The 18,782-nt window shown below is 44.4% G+C and carries 18 protein-coding genes; 3 read left to right on the top strand and 15 right to left on the bottom strand.

Annotation, left to right across the window (positions count from 1 at the left end; all coding sequences use genetic code 11):
- Nucleotides 1–93: 93 nt before the first annotated feature.
- A complete protein-coding gene (locus ACOSVP_RS16725) occupies nucleotides 94–792 on the bottom strand; it encodes a Crp/Fnr family transcriptional regulator (RefSeq protein ID WP_487348617.1) in 699 nt (232 codons plus the stop codon).
- Nucleotides 793–1,153: 361 nt separating this feature from the next.
- Between ACOSVP_RS16725 and ACOSVP_RS16720 the strand changes: the two genes are divergently transcribed.
- The 3 genes from ACOSVP_RS16720 to ACOSVP_RS16710 are packed head-to-tail and all read left to right on the top strand — an operon-like array spanning nucleotide 1,154 to nucleotide 5,877.
- Nucleotides 1,154–2,527: a FecR family protein gene (locus tag ACOSVP_RS16720; RefSeq protein ID WP_487348616.1), complete on the top strand. Its 1,374-nt coding sequence runs from the start codon at nucleotides 1,154–1,156 to the stop codon at nucleotides 2,525–2,527.
- 9 nt (nucleotides 2,528–2,536) lie between these two features.
- Nucleotides 2,537–4,507, top strand: coding sequence for a CHASE2 domain-containing protein (locus ACOSVP_RS16715; protein WP_487348615.1), 1,971 nt, complete (start codon nucleotides 2,537–2,539; stop codon nucleotides 4,505–4,507).
- Nucleotides 4,508–4,563: 56 nt separating this feature from the next.
- A complete protein-coding gene (locus tag ACOSVP_RS16710; RefSeq protein WP_487348614.1) occupies nucleotides 4,564–5,877 on the top strand; it encodes a tetratricopeptide repeat protein in 1,314 nt (437 codons plus the stop codon).
- Between the two features lie 17 nt (nucleotides 5,878–5,894).
- Here ACOSVP_RS16710 and ACOSVP_RS16705 read toward each other — a convergent pair whose 3' ends face one another.
- From ACOSVP_RS16705 to ACOSVP_RS16640, 14 genes are all read right to left on the bottom strand, one after another.
- Nucleotides 5,895–7,358, bottom strand: coding sequence for a TadE/TadG family type IV pilus assembly protein (locus ACOSVP_RS16705; RefSeq protein WP_487348613.1), 1,464 nt, complete (start codon nucleotides 7,356–7,358; stop codon nucleotides 5,895–5,897).
- Nucleotides 7,359–7,360: 2 nt separating this feature from the next.
- Nucleotides 7,361–7,900 (bottom strand): tight adherence pilus pseudopilin TadF, encoded by a 540-nt coding sequence (tadF, locus tag ACOSVP_RS16700; protein WP_487348612.1) that lies wholly within the window; start codon nucleotides 7,898–7,900, stop codon nucleotides 7,361–7,363.
- Nucleotides 7,901–7,907: 7 nt separating this feature from the next.
- A complete protein-coding gene (locus ACOSVP_RS16695; RefSeq protein ID WP_487348611.1) occupies nucleotides 7,908–8,402 on the bottom strand; it encodes a hypothetical protein in 495 nt (164 codons plus the stop codon).
- A gap of 317 nt (nucleotides 8,403–8,719) precedes the next feature.
- Nucleotides 8,720–9,457, bottom strand: coding sequence for a tetratricopeptide repeat protein (locus tag ACOSVP_RS16690; RefSeq protein WP_487348610.1), 738 nt, complete (start codon nucleotides 9,455–9,457; stop codon nucleotides 8,720–8,722).
- A 74-nt stretch (nucleotides 9,458–9,531) separates the two neighbouring features.
- Nucleotides 9,532–10,416 (bottom strand): type II secretion system F family protein, encoded by an 885-nt coding sequence (locus tag ACOSVP_RS16685; protein ID WP_487348609.1) that lies wholly within the window; start codon nucleotides 10,414–10,416, stop codon nucleotides 9,532–9,534.
- Nucleotides 10,406–11,335, bottom strand: coding sequence for a type II secretion system F family protein (locus tag ACOSVP_RS16680; protein ID WP_487348608.1), 930 nt, complete (start codon nucleotides 11,333–11,335; stop codon nucleotides 10,406–10,408). Before ACOSVP_RS16680 ends, ACOSVP_RS16685 begins: the two co-directional genes overlap by 11 nt.
- Complete coding sequence (locus tag ACOSVP_RS16675) at nucleotides 11,332–12,624, bottom strand: TadA family conjugal transfer-associated ATPase (RefSeq protein ID WP_487348607.1); 1,293 nt, start codon at nucleotides 12,622–12,624, stop codon at nucleotides 11,332–11,334. The genes ACOSVP_RS16680 and ACOSVP_RS16675 overlap by 4 nt, the downstream gene beginning before the upstream one ends.
- A 17-nt stretch (nucleotides 12,625–12,641) precedes the next feature.
- Nucleotides 12,642–13,874, bottom strand: coding sequence for a CpaE/TadZ family protein (locus ACOSVP_RS16670; RefSeq protein ID WP_487348606.1), 1,233 nt, complete (start codon nucleotides 13,872–13,874; stop codon nucleotides 12,642–12,644).
- Between the two features lie 12 nt (nucleotides 13,875–13,886).
- Complete coding sequence (locus tag ACOSVP_RS16665) at nucleotides 13,887–14,417, bottom strand: hypothetical protein (protein ID WP_487348605.1); 531 nt, start codon at nucleotides 14,415–14,417, stop codon at nucleotides 13,887–13,889.
- Nucleotides 14,414–15,754 (bottom strand): type II and III secretion system protein family protein, encoded by a 1,341-nt coding sequence (locus tag ACOSVP_RS16660; RefSeq protein ID WP_487348604.1) that lies wholly within the window; start codon nucleotides 15,752–15,754, stop codon nucleotides 14,414–14,416. Before ACOSVP_RS16660 ends, ACOSVP_RS16665 begins: the two co-directional genes overlap by 4 nt.
- 27 nt (nucleotides 15,755–15,781) lie before the next feature.
- Nucleotides 15,782–16,612 (bottom strand): Flp pilus assembly protein CpaB, encoded by an 831-nt coding sequence (cpaB, locus tag ACOSVP_RS16655; RefSeq protein WP_487348603.1) that lies wholly within the window; start codon nucleotides 16,610–16,612, stop codon nucleotides 15,782–15,784.
- 21 nt (nucleotides 16,613–16,633) lie between these two features.
- On the bottom strand, nucleotides 16,634–17,071 hold the full coding sequence (locus ACOSVP_RS16650) for an A24 family peptidase (RefSeq protein WP_487348602.1): 438 nt from the start codon (nucleotides 17,069–17,071) through the stop codon (nucleotides 16,634–16,636).
- A gap of 22 nt (nucleotides 17,072–17,093) precedes the next feature.
- Complete coding sequence (locus ACOSVP_RS16645; RefSeq protein WP_487348601.1) at nucleotides 17,094–17,294, bottom strand: Flp family type IVb pilin; 201 nt, start codon at nucleotides 17,292–17,294, stop codon at nucleotides 17,094–17,096.
- A 508-nt stretch (nucleotides 17,295–17,802) separates the two neighbouring features.
- Nucleotides 17,803–18,765 carry a Bug family tripartite tricarboxylate transporter substrate binding protein gene (locus ACOSVP_RS16640; RefSeq protein WP_487348600.1) on the bottom strand — a complete coding sequence of 321 codons (963 nt, stop codon included), beginning with the start codon at nucleotides 18,763–18,765 and terminating at the stop codon, nucleotides 17,803–17,805.
- Nucleotides 18,766–18,782: the final 17 nt, after the last annotated feature.

Below are 18,782 nucleotides of genomic sequence, written 5' to 3'. Positions count from 1 at the left end.
AAGCTCGTACGACCCGATTCCATCGGGGATATATGTAGGACCGCGCCGTGCGCGGGATGTTTTCGCTCGGGAACCGAGCTCCTACAAAGGAGACTAGCTATCTCCGGCTTCAAACAAACCTTTTAAGCCTTGCTCATTTAGAATCAACAAACGAGTTGTGCCGTCCCGCTTGACGATTTCTTCTGACTGCAGCGTTTGAAACACCCGAGTCACGGTTTCACGACTCAGATTGAGCATGATGCCCAGTTCTTGATGAGTTGGTGGGTTGGCTATGACGCCTTCTTTCCGGTTATTGGCATCTTGTTCTTCCAACATCATCCACAGCTGACCACAAACACGGGCAACGGTACTGGATAAGCCAAGTAAGGCGCGCTGCGCAGAAAGCTTTCGCACACGGGTCGCCATGCGCGTGAACAGACGTTCGACCAATTCGTGACTGCCCTGCAGTGCTGCTCGAACGGCACTGGCAGGCATGTAGATGATTTGTGATTTGGATAAGGCGATCACACTTTCCGGTTGTCCCTGTTGATCGAATAAACCTAATTCGCCACAGAAGTCGCCAGGTTCAACAAAGTAGAGCCCAACCTCACGCCCGTCTAAAGTGAAATCTACGCCTTGCAGACGCCCTTCAAATAAAAAGCACAGGTATTCTGATGCCACGCCACCATTCACCACGACCGCTCTTCGACTCACATTTTTCAGCGTTGATTGGGTCGCTAGTTGCTCTAGGGTGCTCTCTGGCAATGAGGACAGCATAGGAAAGCACTTCAACAGCTCAATGGTAACTGCCATGCTCACTTTCCATAACGATGCTTTTCAGACAAAGGCTTTTCACAAATACAAATTTCTTCTTCGACAATACTGCAAGCCAGTATTCACATGACAATTCTAAAATGGGCGATCATTTAACCCGAAACGTTATCCACAATCCACAGGTGCGGAAACTTTTTGCCCACAGGCATAACAATTATTACCACATGGGGATAACTTTACACCTAGACTTGATAGTTACCTAGCCATACATGACTTCTTTTTTTTGTGTGATTGTAATCACTTCTATTTAACCTAAGCCGCGTATTATCTAGGCTAACTTTAATTTTGTTTATTCTGAGACGAACAGCTGACCTTGTGTGTCTCAAGGCGGATATTGACGATGCAATTGCCAAATGTACGACAATCTATCAAGTTCTATGCCAATGCTTGTATTGGAGGGCTACTATGTTTAGCCACTGCCGCGCAAGCTGCACCAGAGCACGATGCGGGTGAAGTTACATTCTTGCTAGGCAAAGCATTTATCAATGGTGATACCCCTGTCAAAATTGGCACCAAAGTGGGTACTGGTGATGTGATTCAGACCCTTGGCAATGGTCATGTTCATGTGCGCTTTATTGACAATGGGTTGGTAAGTGTTCGTCCAGAAAGCCGCTTACTTATCGAGCAATACCAATACAATGCAAGTCAGCCGAGCGAGTCGGTGATTAAGTTCAATTTGGAACAGGGTGTGATGCGTTCTATCTCAGGCCAAGGTGCTAAGGCAGCCCGTGATAAGTTCCGTTTGAATACTCCAATCGCTGCCATTGGCGTGCGTGGTACAGACTTTGTGGTGAAGTCTTCAAACGACTTGCTGCAAGCAGTGGTCAATGAAGGCGCCATTATCGTTGCCCCTTATTCAGTGGATTGTCAGGCGGCGTCGGTAGGTCCTTGTCAATCTAGCAATACCGTTGAACTGGCAAGCGATGCTCAGCAATTGTTAGAGTTTAGCTCTTTGTACGAATCCCCTAGATTGCTACCTCTTTCAGCAGGTATTCCAACGATATCGATTGATGAAACAAAGATTCAATCACAGCCGCACGAAACCAATACGACCGATGAAGGGGCAAGTAACACCTCAACCAGTAAAGCAAACCAAAGCTCAGGCTCGTTGGAGCGCTCCGATTTAGACAATCGCCTCGTCAATGAAAATAGCGCTGATATCTTTATCAAAAGCCAGCCTAATACAGAGCGCGTTCAACGCCTAATGTGGGGACGTTACTCCGGACCACCAAAGGCAACGGACAAAGACAACATTGTTTTCACTTACAGTGAAGCGTCTAGTAACCGTGTAGATCAAGTTAGACCAAGTCCATTTCAGTCTGACCTGGTACTGTTTCGCTCTCCTTCTGAGGACAGACAAAGCATAGATACGAGTCTAGGCAGTGTTTCCTTTAATCTATTGGCCTCACAAGCTACGGTGAATACAGGGGGTATCTTGTCAGCAGCCTCGGTGTCCACTACAAACAGTCATTTAAATATTAATTTCACAAATGGTCGATTCGACACAAAAGTATCGGTCAGCTCGCCACTAATATCGCCCATCACAGTAAGTGGCTCTGGCGTAATCAAAGATCGCGGTTTCTTATATTCTACCTCTGGCGATACTATTGTCGGCGCATCCACATTGGACGGTGATGCGAGCAGTTTTATGTTTTACAAGGATGTTGGCGCAGGCACTTCTGTTGAAGGTGTCACCCATTGGTCTGCTAAATAAGTGGCTGCAATGAGATTGCTGTTTAAATCATTTAAATCTGACGCAACCAACCAAACTAAGTGGTCATTTCTGCTGGGATTGGTCGCTATTGCATTCACTATCATGGCGTTAATTGGACTACTGTTCTCCTCTTTCAAATATGAATCAGAAGAGAGAATGGGCAGTTTGGTTTGGTCGTTATTTCCTGAACAAGAACGGGAAGAACGTATCACTATCGTCGCCATTGATGAGCAAAGCCTTGCCGAGGTAGGCCCATGGCCTTGGCCGAGAGCAACGATGGCCGAGCTATCTAATCGATTGGCTGAGTACGGTAGTTCTCTGCAGCTATTTGATATCGTTTTCCCAGAAGCCAAAGAGGGTGACCATGAGTTTTCCATGGCACTGGAAAATAATCACGGCATTCTGGCTCAAGTACCTATCTTTGATAAGCAGTCAGCGCTTCGTAGTGGTGAGTTACGTGGTGGTTTAGAGTCGGCTCGCTGTCAGTTTCCTATTCCAAGTGCTAGTAACTTTTTAGCAAACAGCGCTTCAATTACTCGTAATGCGGTGGGCCACATTACTCCGATTGTCGATCAAGATGGCATGATTAGACAACAACCGCCGTTGGTCTGCATTGATGGCCGTGTTTACCCATCCCTTGCTCTGCAAGGACTATTAAGCAGCCTTAGCAAACATCCTAGCGTGTCGGTTAAACGCTCAGAAAGTCTTTTCGGCTCTGAATGGCAATTAGCGATCGACTCTTACTTTGGCCTGACCATCCCAGTCAATGACCAAGGCAATATGCGCTTGTCTTACCGTCAAAGCCCTGACAGCTTCCAATATGTATCGGCGGCAAATATATTAAATGGCACTGCACCAAAAGCGTTGCTTGAGAACAGCTGGATTCTTATCGGTGCGACAGCGTTTGGTTTGGGCGATGTGGTCCCCACGCCACACAGTGGTATGACACCAGGTGTAGAGCTTCAAGCACGCCTATTAAGTAATTTATTAGATGGCAAGACGCCTTATACGCCTGCTTATGCAAGTTTATTGCTTTGGTTAGAGGGGCTATTATTTGCGTCAGTGCTGTTGCTGCTATGCCGAGCTCAAACGCGCGCATCTTCTTATCTGTTGCCATTCGCGGCATTGGCGCTCCCCTTCAGTGCATGGGCACTGCACAGCTATTTATTGAGTTTTAATATTTGGCTGGGCTGGTTCAATGTGGCGTGCTTTAGCCTTATTGCTGGAGCGCTATTAGTACTTGCAGACCACCAACTATTAAGAGCTCAGCATCTACGTGTTTTCAGCCATTTGAGCAGCTACTTACCGAAGTCGGTTGCGCAAAGTCTGGCTAATAGTGAACCAAGCAGTGCGATTGAGGCGAAACGACACGATCTTGTATTAATGTGCGCGGACTTACGTAACTTCTCCGCTTACGAAGAAAGCCGCCCACCAGAAGAAGCCGCTGCTTTATTGCATTATTTCTTTACCGAAGCTTCTACTATTATTGAATCTTTTAATGGTCAGGTAGAAGAATATAAAGGCGACTCTATTCTGGCGAGTTGGCATGTTGAGCAGCATAGCGATGCCTGCGATCTAGCCATTAAAGCCGCCAATGCGTTACAAGAGAAGGTTGCAGAAATACTTCCAGACAGACCGCCAAAAGGTCTAGAACCTATGGCCTTAGGTATTGGTATTGAAAGAGGCTCGACCTTGGTTGGCTCGATCGGCCCACATCACCGTCGTCACCACACACTGCTTGGGGATACCGTAACAATCGTGCTGCGTATCCAAGAAATGACGCAAGACTTGGCTCAGCCGATTCTCGTGGGTGAGAGTGCTGCACGAGCGTTACATGTGGAACAGCTTGAATCTCAAGGCTCTTTCTTGCTTGATGGGTTAACAACTCCTCATGTATTATTCGCTCCTAAATCACATCGCATAGACCCTCTAGCTGAGCAAGATCTAACTCGCGTAGTTAGGTTAATACATAGTCGTTAAAGATTCGCGCTTGACTTAGATATGTGTAGATAGCCAAGGATTAGGAACGGCTTTTAATGATAACTCGTTACAGCTCGATAATGGCCGTTTTTGCCAGTTTAACCATTTCTCAAGTTAGCTTTGCTGAAGACGCAAAGTTAGCTTGTGTTATTCCAGCGGGTATTGCCGCTCAGCCATCCTTTGAGACTTGGCAAGCACTTCGCCCCATCCTTGCAAACCAGCTTGAGCAATGCCTTCACAGCAGTGAGTATTTTGCGCTGTATGGCGCATCTCTGCTTTATACCGGTGATGTAGCGCGCGCAATCGAAATGCTCGAACGATCACTGCTCATTGATCCAAATAATGGCTCTGCCCGTTTAGATTATGCGCAAGCCCTGTTCCAGAGTAACCAACTGATCGCCGCCCTGCAGGTAAATCAGGCACTGCTAGACGAGCCCAATCTACCTGAGCATTTAAAACACTTTCTACAAGAACGCAAAGATTCTTGGAACCAAGAGCTTCACCATTGGGACAACCAATTCACTTATCTTTATGGCCACAGTAGCAACCTCAACAACGCTACCCATATCGAACAATTGAATCTAATCAGTGCCGATCAGCTTATTCCAGCGACTATTGCGCCGGATTATCGAGCTCAGTCTGGTGCTTTTCATTACGCAAGCGTGTTGTCCCGCTACTACAGCTTGACCGAAGAAGGCACTGAGCGATTAAGCTTTGCGTTTAACTCTCGAGATAGCCATTTAGACCATGCGGACACAGATGAATTTAAGCTGACATACGAAGAAGAAGCCGAATATCTGCATCAAAGAAACCACTGGGCGGTTGGCATTGAACATCTTCGATTAGGCGATAGCGCCTTATATTCAGCATTAGATGGTAAGTTCACCATCTACCCGAGATCAGAACCAAGCTCCTATGTTGAGTTCGAGGGACGTTACGTTGATTTCACAGGTCAAAGCGTATTGGACGAAACGTCATTTATGGTCCGCCCTGGCATTATGTTTAACTACGACAATATGCGCTTTGGTGTCGAAATAGGATTTGGCTTAAACAAGCAAATTTATGAACGCCCTGGCGGCGACAGAAACCAACAAGAGGCTTCTGTTTATTATGATGTTGCACTCTTACGTGGCCGACTCACATCACGCGTTAGTTACTTACGCACTAACGATCAGGAAGAATACAGTCCACTGTTTGGTGAAAACGAGCGTGACACGAAATCGTTAACCACCTCAGTTCAATACTTCTACCCTGTGAATAACGATTGGATTTTGCACGCTAGCTACTATTACCGAGATCAGCAGAGCAACATTGAGCTATTTGAAACCAAGACCGAGAGTCTCGATCTTGGTTTTACATATCGATTTTAAGCGTCAGGCTTTAGGAACTACTGCTCAAGCAGGCGTCCCATATACTTTTTCATGCTTTTCATAATGTCGTTAATGTCATCCGTTGCTCCAGCGGCGGTGTAGTCCACAACCGCTGGTGGCACATTTTCATATAGGTTGTCTGCGATGTTCGGCTGCAATGACTCTTCAGCACACAACTCAATTTGTGTGTCATCGGTCGCAGTGCCATCATAATTAACGACAAATAGCTCAAATTTCACATCGAGATTGTTAGGCCCTTTTAAAGCCGAGATACTGTCGACAACAGTCTCACAAAGCCCTGGCGTACCACCAGCGTTAATAAGCTGAGCCGCAACTTCTGCAAACGGATTCACTTTATCACCATTGGTTAAAATGATGATTTTACGTACTCGGTTTTCACCAAAATCGTTCATTAACAGCGCGGCTTGAATTAACCCTGTATAGCTAGCAGAATCTGGCCCAAAGTCAGGGTTCTCACCTGGTGGCATACTAAAGCCATCTAAGCTGATATTGCTAGGGTCATCAAAGCCAAGCGTGTCATAAACGGCCTCACTATAAAAGTTAACCGTGTTACCAGTATCCCCCCCATTACCTTGCCCCGGTGTTTCCTTGTCACCACTGTTGTCATCTTTATAATCCAATGGATCAAAGATATGGTCGAGGGTATATTCGACAGAGATTTTACCTTTGACATCCGCATTATAGGTACCAATGTTCCAGTGGTCGTAGACCCCATCTTTGGCATTATTTTCAAGAAGGGAGTTATTCTCTTTGTTACAGGTGTATTCGTTACTGGAGTTACCCACCACGCTGGTACAGACAAGGTGCGGAGTGTAGTAGGTTTCACCCTCACTATCCGTATATTTCACAAACTGGTCAAAGCCAACAATCGCTAAACGGCTGTCTGGCATACCGGGAAGCTTATTGTCATTCAAATTATCGATATAGTTAGCAATTTGCGTCACGGTCGCTACGACATCGGCTTCATAAGCAGCAACATCGTTTCCATAATAGGTGGCCATGGAATATGAATAATCGATAGCAACCACCACATCCATCGCCCCTAAACGGTCACGTTCAACGGACATACTATTGCTCACAGTATAGGAGTCACCAAAGTTGACCAGAGCTTTAGGGAACCAGGTCGCCTCTTCCACAGAAGCTGTGATATCAAACCTATTGGCTATGCTACTGATACAAGGTGTCGTCACTGTTTTTGCTGGCACACTAACTTCGATTGAATCAGGAAAGTAGGCCTGCACCACTGTCTTGGCAATGGCTCGACAATCTGCCTCGTCATCAACGTCCTGCGCTGCTACCGTCAAAGCGGCCACTTCAACTGCATCCACTAATCGTGCACTGTCCTGCACGACACGAGCCCCCTCAATTCCCCATACAAATACAGCAAATAAGGCTGGGAACATCAGCAAAAACATGATGGCTGCGACACCTGACTGATTTTTTGATGTGTTAAATTTCATAACTATCGCCCCACTGATAAAGCGTTGCTTCTTACTAATCCATAATCCTTCCCAATTAGGCTGCCAAACCAGTCATCGGTTTGATAACAGAGTGTCACACGATACAAGGACGTCGCTGACCCCGATATGATTGACCCTAAAGCGCTACTCACCTGACAATTACTGTCGTCTGAATCTGTAAAGGTAATCAATGGCTGCGCCACGCCGGCATCATTAAACGTCAGGACCTCTAACACCATGCCAAATTTTTCAGCCTCGTATCCTCCCATGACACGCTGCAAAGAGCTTTGAGCAATGCTCCACAAATCATTGAACTGCGTTGTATCAGAAGCTTTCATATCAACACCTGAAAACAGCGCCGTTCTTTCTCGTATCATCGACACACTCGAATATGCGATCCGATCCAACTTGCCATGAGTGGCTAAACGCATGACGACATCACCACAAAATGCGATCAGAAATACCAAGCCAAAGGCCAAAACCGCGAATTCTACGGCAAACGTTCCAGACTGCTTACGACCTCTTATAAACGAATTCTTCATGTTCTGATCACTCTAGTTGAGATTCTTGTATGACAATCATTTCACGAGAAAATATATCCGGTGCACTGTCAGAAAATGCGGTAAACATTGGCTTATAGCCATAGTGCACTTGGTAGATAGCGATTGGAGCGGTATCATCCGCCCCGTCGCCTTGGTCACAAATGTCCGTGTCCTTATCTAATGCTTTCAAGGCTGAATAGGACGTCACATAGTAAACACAGGATTCAAAGCCACTACCATCTCCAATGAAGCTTTCCCACAAGCTGTCCGATTGATTCAATGAATCGTTAAAAGCCACTTGAAAATCAACGTCTTCACCGCGCTTTGCCTGACTACTTGCATGGCTGATCATCATGTCGCCCATGGCAGAAACATAAGACACGTAGCTCATTTCTATCCAGAGCATACAAATAAACCAGAAACTAACAAAACCCAGAGCAAGCTCTATGGATACAAGACCGCCTTGCTTTTTTGATGAATTCGCTAAACGCTTTGTTTTCATATGAGGCTCTCTGATAGCTGTACAAACCAAACTAGACCACTGCTAATCTGGCACTTTATCGAGAAAACGCTGCTCTAATGTCATTTGGCAGATAGAATTTTTGTTCATAGGCATATGAACTAGGGGGGAATAAGCTGCTCTCTTTTTCTTCCTTGGCAGAGTAAAACCAACTAGAACCACCCTCGCTTCCTCGCTTGGCCGCATCAGCACACGTTAAGTGTGCCAGTGGTTACTCATTTAACTTTAGCAAAAGATGATGGAAGTGCTACGTTTTCAGACACCTTTTAGCATGACAAGATCTCATCTAACACGACACTTTAGATGGATAATCGGCTAGTTTCGGTGATTGGTAAAACCTCTAATTTTGGCTGTTGTGGCTTGATCGCAATGGGCTGATAATCACGAGAAACCGGTACACTGCCTTTTAAGTCATTAAAAATATCAAACAGTTGAGCATCGCTGTAGCGCTCACCATAAACCTGTCGTAAGGTCTCAAAGCTACCCAGTTTTGACAACAGAATGGCCAAATTAGCTTTAAGTTGCGGATCAGCTTGATCAGGGTTGTTAAGATAAATCGGCATCAAAAGTACTACCGCGTCTTGATACTTACCTTCTAGCATCTCCACTAGCGCCAAATTATTTTTGATCACCAAGTCGTCGTACATCATTTCACGCGCTTGGTTAAATTGCTGTCTGGCGCCAGCTAAATTGCCAAGTTCAGCATACACCACTCCCAACATATTGATGGCTTTAGCACTCTTGGGGTCTTGATTGATGGCGATTTGCAAAGAGGTTTCGGCTTGACGCAAGCTTCCCACGTTATATTGCGCGAGCCCCTGCAAATAAAAGGCTTCACTGCCCCCCTTGCCCTCTCTCACCAAGGGGGCCAAGGTAAACAAACTCGACTCATTGTCCCCCACCTCAAGATAGGCGTTTGCAAGCTTCAAACGCGTCGCCACGTCTTCTGCATTACGCAGGCGATCTTTATAAAGCTCAATCAAGCGGGCACTGTTCTCCGACAACTCTAAAAATCGCTCATTATTATTCGATGCCATCGAATGCTGACCTCCTGACGAAGCACAGCCTGCGAGGAGCGTTGTTGCAATAAATATCGTCAGTAATTTTTTCATCAGTTCATCACCCTCATAATACCTGGCGCAGCCACTAAAATAACGATCGGAAACATGATAAACAGAATCAAAGGTACCGACATTTTCGCGGCTAACTTACCAATCTTTTCTTCGATGGTTAGCATTTGAACTTCACGTATCTCAGATGATAAGTTCGTTAAAACATCATAAATCGAGGAGCCATATTGAATGCTTTGTTTCAAAGTAATCACAAAACTTCGCATCTCGCTGCTCGGTACACGTTCAAACATTTCATCTAGAGCCGCATCCAAACCAATTACCTTGGTGCGATCTTTTGTTTTATTAAGCTGGTAGCCTAAATCTGGATCAAAGTCCCTCATTTCTTGACTCAGATATTCCATCGAAGCTTCAATGGTCATGCCAGTCTGTACACAGACGGCAAGCAAATCAATCATATAAGGCAGTTTATTGGACACTCGAATCACCAAACTTCGGCTTCGCGATTTCAAATATAGGTCAGGAAGAATCAACGCTGCTGCCACCCACAAGGTACAAAACAATACAGTGTCAGGTAACTGCCAGTTATGCACTCTTGATAGCCAAACCAGCACGGACACCCCCACCAAGAGCAGCAAGTATTTCATTGGCATATAGTAGATAGCAAAGCGGGTGTTGTAGAAACCCGAAGCTATAAACTTACGCTTCATTTCCGATTCGCCGGCTGAAAATGCAGAGCGAAAGGTTGTTAGAATCGGCTTGAGCCATTCGCGACGTTCTTTCTTCTCGTCCTTTTCTTTAACATAAAGCCATTCCAGCCCTCGTTTTACCCCTTTTCGAGAGGTTATGATAATAATCAGCAGCTGCATAAAAAAGGCTGCCAGCAATAATAGAAACAAAGGTTGCGATATCAATTTATCTAGCATTGCGCATTAACCTCCATACTATCCCAATCCCAATGGCTTCACTGGCTAACATATAGTAAAGCAGTAATCGACCTTCGGGATCGTTCATGACGAATTCATAGTTCTCTGGGCTTACAAAGCGTGTCGCAAAAAGAAATATAAAAGGGATCGCCGCAACAATTTTGACTGACATGCGAGCCTCGGCGGTCAAGGCATTTTTCTTTTTGTCGACCGACCGAATACTAAACATCAGTTTGTTTAGGCGCTGAATAATATCTCGCAACTGACCACCACGCTCCATATTGGCCCGTAGCGTAATGATAAAGAAGAAAAACATATGGTAAGGCATACGAGCACAGGCCTTGCGAAATACCTCCTCTGGCGGCTCCCCTAACTGCAAACGCTTCGCCATATTGCGAAATTCGTGAGCCACTCGACCATCCAAGGTGGTTCCCACATAGGAGATCGCCTGGGTAATACTCTCACCAGAAGAAACGGCACTGGTAAGCATATTTAGTGCCACCGGAAAGGTTTCATCAAATTCCTTTTCACGGCGTATTTCGAGGTATTTCAAACCAAAAATTAAACCACCCAGTACGAAAATCGCCGCCACAATATAACTATTAGCAAGGAGAAAGTTTTGGTTAATGAAATGGGATAAAAAGATCAACAGCAAAACAAAGGCAATGAGCTTCAGTCTGGCAAAGCGTCCAAGCTGATCTAATAAATTGAGCCAAGCATAATAAATGCGGCCGGATAGGGTTAAGCCAATCAAAGAGCGCACATCAATAACCTGTTGCATGGGGCGCGTGGCTTTAGGTCGGTTAATTCGAGCGTACTCATGCAAGTATTCATTCAAGTCAATGCGGCGACGCTTACGTAATACGTAGAAGAGTAAGGCTGCCCCGAATATCACCTGAAACACGAAAAACAAGATCATAAGTTAGTACCTTTCTCGATACCCTTAAAGGCTTCGTTTAAGCGATCCTCTAGACCAAAAAAGCGTGCTTTCTCAAATAGAATGGAGCGCTTCATAAGGCCTGTTGTCACGTAATCACCTTGTAACTTTCCTTCAGCACTTTGATGATAGGAAGGCTGAAAACGGAAAATCTCCTCCAAGATAACACTACTGCCTTCCATGCCGACAATTTCAGTAATGCTCATAATTTTACGTGACCCGTCGTGTAAGCGGCTTATTTGTACAATCAAATCAATGGCGCTAACCACGGTTCTACGAATAGCTTCTAAAGGTAGGTTGCTGGTCGCCATCATCACCATGGATTCGACACGGGATAAGGCATCACGAGGCGTGTTGGCGTGCAAAGTTGACATGGATCCATCATGGCCTGTGTTCATGGCCTGTAACATCTCAAACGCCTCAGGACCACGACACTCCCCGACGATAATTCGATCCGGACGCATACGCAAAGAGTTGATGACTAAGTCACGTTGGGTAACGGCCCCAGTATTTTCAATACCGGCCATACGCGTTTCCAAACGCACCACGTGTGGCTGTAATAAGCGCAGCTCGGCCGCATCCTCTATCGTCACAATACGTTCATTTTCACTGATATGTTGTGATAAAGCATTTAACAAAGTGGTCTTACCAGAACCGGTACCACCTGAAATCAATATGTTCAAACGACAGCGCGATGCAACCATCAGCACCTGTGCCATCTCAACACTCATGGAGCCGTACTCACAAAGCTTTCTAAAGTCGATGCTCTGCTTTTTAAATTTACGGATGGAGATTGCTGTGCCATCAATGGCAATAGGAGGGATAACAATATTAACACGGCTACCATCCTGCAAACGGGCGTCACAGGTAGGTGAAGAGTCATCTACACGACGACCAACACGAGAAGCTATACGCTTGGCGATCTCGATCAACTGGCGCTCATCAATGAAATCAATATTGGCTCTTTCGACCAATCCATTACGCTCAATAAATACATTCTCCGAACCATTGATCATAATATCGGTGATGCTTTCGTCTTCCATCAAGTCTTGTAGAGGACCTAGCCCAATCAACTCATTGGTGAGGCTATTAACAAACTCCTCGCGGATCGTACGCGCCACAGATAAATTTTCACGCTGAATCAACAGATCAACAGCATTGGCTAACTGACGCTGTAACTGCGCTTTATCGATATCAGCAATAGCTTCAGGGTCCAGCGCATCAAATATCTGTTTACGAAGACCAACATAGATTGATTTTGCACCCAGCATAATGTTTATCCCCTTTACTAGCTAAATGAAAATAGGGAACGCTTTTTACTGCTATTAGCCCTTTCACCCAAAATAGTAGCGGTCAGCTGACGCAGTGGCTTAGCAGCTTTTAATGAAGATCGAGCAACACGCTTATGCTCTAAAATATGCGCATTAAGCTGATCACAAAATGGTATTTCAACATCAATGGTTTGCTTTAAGAACGCCTCTGCATCTTCTTTAGTCAAGGTCTCAGACTTAGACGGAACAATATGATTCATCACTAAAATCAAACGCAGCGATTCGTTTTTATTCAGACGTTTCACTTTGTCTCGCAGTCTCGCCGCATCGCGTATTGATGATACGGAGGCCGACATAACCAATACGATTACATCAGAATCAGAGATAAACCGATCCGACTCGACTGAAAAAGCCACCGATGCTGAGCGATCTTCCAATATGAAGTTAAAATCCCCCGCCAGATAGTCGATAACTGAGTTGGTGTAATCTAATAAAGTCAGATCATCCACGCTCTCCGAGGTCAAAGAAAGGACCGACAACAAGCTGTTTTGGCGATACACTAGGGATTGGGAAAACTTGTCATCTATAATCGAAATATCGCTTTTCTGGACCGTACGACGTTCGTAATCTCGAATTCCCATCATAATGTCCAAATCACCAGTACTATGGTTTTGATCGACCACTAGACAGGAGGATTTTTCAAGCGTACTCAACTGGTAAGCCATTTCAGCACAGACAAAGGTCGCGCCAACACCACCTTTGGAACCAATAATGCTAATGCACTTCGCACGACGATTTTGGCCTGGGCCGCGGCTACTTTTGCGACGGTTATCGTTCACGCTACGTACAAAGTCGATCAGCTCTTGTTTGGTAATAGGCCAAAACAGGTAATAAAAACCGATATTTTTTAAATTACGGATCGTCGATATCGCATCTTCACTGCCAATCACGATAACGGAAGCATGGTTCGGTAATAAGTGGCTTATACGCTCTGCATCGGCGCTTACATTGTCACTGTGATTCAACTCAACAATCACAATTTCAATATCGGAGTTACGCACGTGCTCGGTTATCTCATCGTCACTATTTTGAACAACAGTAGGCGATACAATCCCTTCGAACCTAAAAGCCTCTAACACAAGCTCATTACATTCTTTGGTTTGATAAAAAAGAACCGTACCGATTTTTTCTTGATCAACGATTGAACCTTGATCTGGAGCGTTTTTTAGGGAGCCGACTAAATCAAACATAATTACCCCCAGTTAGTTATTCATTGTGTTTTGATTGGATGGAATCACAGCTTTTGGATCAACAAGACTATGATTACGAGCGGCTTCGACAAAACACCCGTTACCGGATGTATAGAAATTCCCTATTCGACTTGCCTCACATTCCTTCGTCACCATTTTGTACTTCACCACTTTCAAGGAAAAATCAACTTTCCTAGATGGGTCATACTGCATAGACAAATCTTGAAACAACATGTGAGAACCTAGCACACCAGCGGCTAACAGCTGCTGACGAGCATAACCTTGTAACAAAACGCCTTCTCCAGAGTACAGGGTCATCGTGATTGCTTGCTTAAGCGTGCGTGGTTCGAGCGCTTGGATAAAGTTAGCCAGCTCATTTTTAGACTGTGCTAAATGTTCTTTTCCCCCTGCAACAGAAACCGTTTGCACATAAGGGACTAACTGCACAGATGATATATCTTCCATCGGTATAGGCTCCATAACAGAGCAACCACTTAAACCCAACAAGGCAATTAAGGCTGAGATCTTGATAGTTTGACTCATTTCTTAAAGCCCCCTTCTGAAAGAATTTGCTCGCTCAAAGCTCTGTTTGAGCCCGATTGCTGACTGTTTTGAAGTTTAGGCAAAACAAAGAATCGCTCTGCATTCGTGGTACGTTGAAAGGTTGGCATACGTACCGTGCCAGGCTCGACAGGTTTTACAAGATTAACGGTAGCCACAATGAGTAGCTCTGTTTTATTTCGTTCTGTTTCGGTATAGCGGAACAATGAACCAAGAATTGGAATGTCACCAATGAACGGAATTTTACGTAGTAACTCTCGCTCCTCGTTGTTAAGCAGTCCACCTAATACAAAGCTCTGACCGTCAGCCAGCTCCACTGTTGTATGAGCTTGACGAGTTTTAAATGCAGGTACGTTGTAAACACTATCGGCATACTGAGTATCCACAGAGCTGACTTCAGGTCTCAAGGATAGACGAATATTGTTATCAGTTAGTACCTTAGCCATCATTTCCAAGCGTACACCGAAGGCTTTGTATTCGATGTCTACCCTGTCATTCAACACAGTGGCAATCGGCATCTCGCCCCCCACATGGAAGCTGGCTGTTTCGCCAGAGATAACCGATAAATTAGGCTCGGCTAAAATTTGTCCAACCTCATCATCATTGATCGCACTTATAGCGGCAATGATATTTTGACTTGAAATGGAACGAAGCGGGTTTACAAATATGCCTGAATTCTGACCGGCTGAGTAAAAGTCCAAGCCAAAATTCTGCATTAAGGTATGGGACACTTCGACAATTGAAAGTTTTACATTCACTTGCTTAGTCGTTACCACTTCAATATTGTTCACAACACCGGAATAGTTACGACGACGCATAAAATCCATTCTCAGTGTCTGACCATTATCAGCCTCCCATTCAAGGTCATAATTCTCGACTGAACGTCCCAATAATTCACCGACTAACTGATTAATACCGTCTTTCTCTTTCTCAGTGCTGACCGTACCGCTTAGAACAACCTTATCATCTAAATTATTGACAATTATATCTGCATTAGGATACATGGCTTTTATATGAGCTTTTAAATTCGCCATACTTTTACTTACCAATATATCTCGTGTCAGCAAGGTAGCACCTTCTTCCGAAAATAATATAACAGTGGCTTTGCCTGTACTTTTCCCATACACCACCACTTTATGATTATCTACCACTTGATAATCTGCTATTTCCGGAGCTGATATAAAAACAGATCCAATTTTTTGTTTAGAGGAAAGCGCTCTTGCTTCTCCCTCCGCCATATTAAGGGTTGCGCTAGACCACAACGACAGCGATACCGTCATGAGCAAGGCACCCAAAAGCCACTGTTTGATCATTCTCATAATTATCCCTTATCGCGTCTTTTGTTGTCATTTCACCCGTAATTCACGGACAGGTTTGAAGTCAGTAATAATGTCACCCAAATCAATATCGATATATTTTCCACGATCTTCATCTGAAGACAGCATAATCTCGAGTTGAGCAATACCTTGAGCCATACTGACTTTAGCCGCTTGGTCTTTAGTCAGCTGCAATATCAACGGAACTTTATTATTAGAATCAACCCCTAATCGACCTTCTGTATTTTCAATATTCTCTTCAACATTCGAACTCTTAAAAACCTGAAGCACTTTCACTCCACTAAGAATGGTCGTTAATGAAACATTTGCAAGGTCTCGAATCTGAGCACTGGTTAGATTTTGAGTGGTTGAGGTAAGCGCTAGAATATCGACTATCGATCCGGCTTGAATAACATCACCGACAATCGCATTCGCCCTGACAGAGATGGGCACAGGCAAATAACCTTCTTCTAGAACATAACGAAAATAACCATCTTCTTCGGGAGTAATGAAGTATTCAGGCAGCACAGGGGAGTCTTTGTCTAGTGCCATTTTCATGACCAACACATCAGGAAATTTTAGCTCGACATCATCCTTTATCCCCAACTCAAAAGCCTCTGACTCAATGATTTCATCGACTCTAAAATCACTGCGAGACACCTGTTGCCCCTTAATGACAGCGTCCTTGGTACGCCAAATTTTGATGGTTTTCTCAGGGGGAGCTTGTGCTTCTGTCTGCGTGAGTGAATCAACCGAAGATGAGACAGTTGAGAGTGGCTGAGAGAACTGCGTTATATAAATCCCCACTAGGCCAATCGCTAGAATAACAAGAGACAAATACATTAGTAATCTTGATTTCATATCCGTCCCCTTATATTTGGATTAACTGATATGTGAAAGAAAGATTAATGCGCCCCCACTTATAGAAATAGGAACAGCATAAGGAACGCCTCTTTGCCTAGCCAATTCAAGATCTGTAAAGTAACCATATATCAAGTAAGACAAAGCGAAGAGACCGCCTAAAAATATCGTTATATAAATCAGTAGCACTAAAAAATCAGGATTTACACCTAAACTAATGATACAAAGAAGCTTTGTATCTCCCGCTCCTAAAATATTAAAAGCATGAAGAATAAAGCCCGTCATCAGTATCATTAAGGTATATGGCAATATGTGCCAGTTGGGTTGATAGACCCAAGTTAAAAGGATCATAAAAGTAAGGCAAATCAAGTACCTATTTTTTATCTGCCTTACCTTTACATCCATGCATAAAATAAAAAGTAGACAAGCCATAATGCAAAGTAATAGCATTACCACCATTATTTATCACCTTTTCATTTCATTAACCGCCAAGACCATTTACAGTTGATGTGACTTTAGACAATGCACCTTCTAGTGTAGTAGTTAATGCACTCTCTTCTCCACCGAATACAAAATAAACGGTTAGTGCAACAGCCACTGCCAATACAGCATACTCAATTGCAGTAACACCTTTACGATCTGTTAAAAAATTACTGGCTTGAATATAAAGTTTAGTAAACATAATTATATCTCCCAAAGAAAACCTTATTTTAAAATCGAAAGCCCCATTGGCCTATATCTCAATAAGTTTGACTCTGTAAAGGCAATGCCGCTCAGTTAATAATCGTTTAACAAGCGGTCAATCCATCATTGTCTACAACCTTTCGCTCCATATTAATCTTTAGCAGATTCAATTTAAGCGTAGCAGTAGTTTCGGAATGTTCAATTAGTGAAATTGAATTTAGGAGAAAATAAGATAGGTATGTGTAAACACAAGTTAACAGACAACGATGCTATGTAATTGAATGTTATTCAAAATTTTATAGAGAAACCTGTATAGATCTAATGTTTTGCTATAAAAAAGAATAAGTTAGCTACAGCAAATAACTAGCATTTCTGAGTTTGCGTAAGTGGCTGATCAGACAGCAAAGCTGCTATCCAGTTGGAACTCGGTTATGAGAATGCATGTTGGGATGACTGCGCATTTAAAAACGGGAAGCCTTAGCTTCCCGTTTTTCATCGTTAATCAATCATTTCCAAGGGGTTTCTTGCCAGATCTTGGCGGCGATTTCATTTTGCGCGGCGGCAAGCTTTTCGTAATCAGCACCGCTTAAGAACTGCACTGGGGTACCCCGGGTCGCCATATCTTGAATAAATTCTGGATCGTGCGCCAGCTTATCCATAGCCACTTGCAGCTTTTCCAATTTGGCCTGTGGTAGGTTAGCGGGTGCGACAACGCCTCGGTAAGACCCCATTACCACGTCGTAACCAAGCTCTTTCGCGGTAGGCACATCTGGTGCTTGAGATAAGCGCTGATCAGATAATACCGCCAGTACGGTTAGCTCATCTTCAAACCCAACGGTTTGACTAAAGGCCATAGTACCCATGTTGACATGGCCGCCCATAATGGAAGTACGCGCCATCGCTGCGCCTTTAAATGGCACATGAATTAACTTAATACCTGCTGCCTGTTCAAACTGAATGGCTGAGAAATGGTCATTACCGCCTAGCGCCGCTAGACCCACTGTCATGGTGCCACTCTTCTCTTTTGCCGCGGCGATTAGCTCAGCCACAGAGCTAATTCCAGAACTCTTTTTCACCACTAAAGTATTGGGATCCGATACGAAATTCGCCAGCCAAGTAAAACTGCTCGCATCGTAGTCAGCCTTGCGATCATAGGTAGAAGCCAACGCCGCAGGTAAGTTCATCGTACCCAGTGTGTAGCCATCTGCATCGGCGGTCGCCACTTTGGTAAAACCAATCTGACCACCCGCACCTGGCAAGTTTTTCACTACCAAAGAAGCGTCTTCGCCAAGAATAGGCTCTAGATGAGACGCTATGGTGCGCGCCATCACATCAGTCCCGCCACCGGCAGAAAATCCAACCACCATTTCAATCGGTTTCTCTGGATAATCAGCGGCCATCACCTGTGTTGTCCATACGCTGGTGGCCACCAGAGCCGAGATAAGAGAAATGCGTCCTAAGTTTTTCATGCTTCACCTTTTAGATT

The sequence above is a fragment of the Marinomonas sp. HM11-D genome (genome assembly GCF_057626615.1).
Note: the sequence above shows the minus strand (reverse complement) of the source record. Positions and strands in the feature narration are given on the sequence as shown.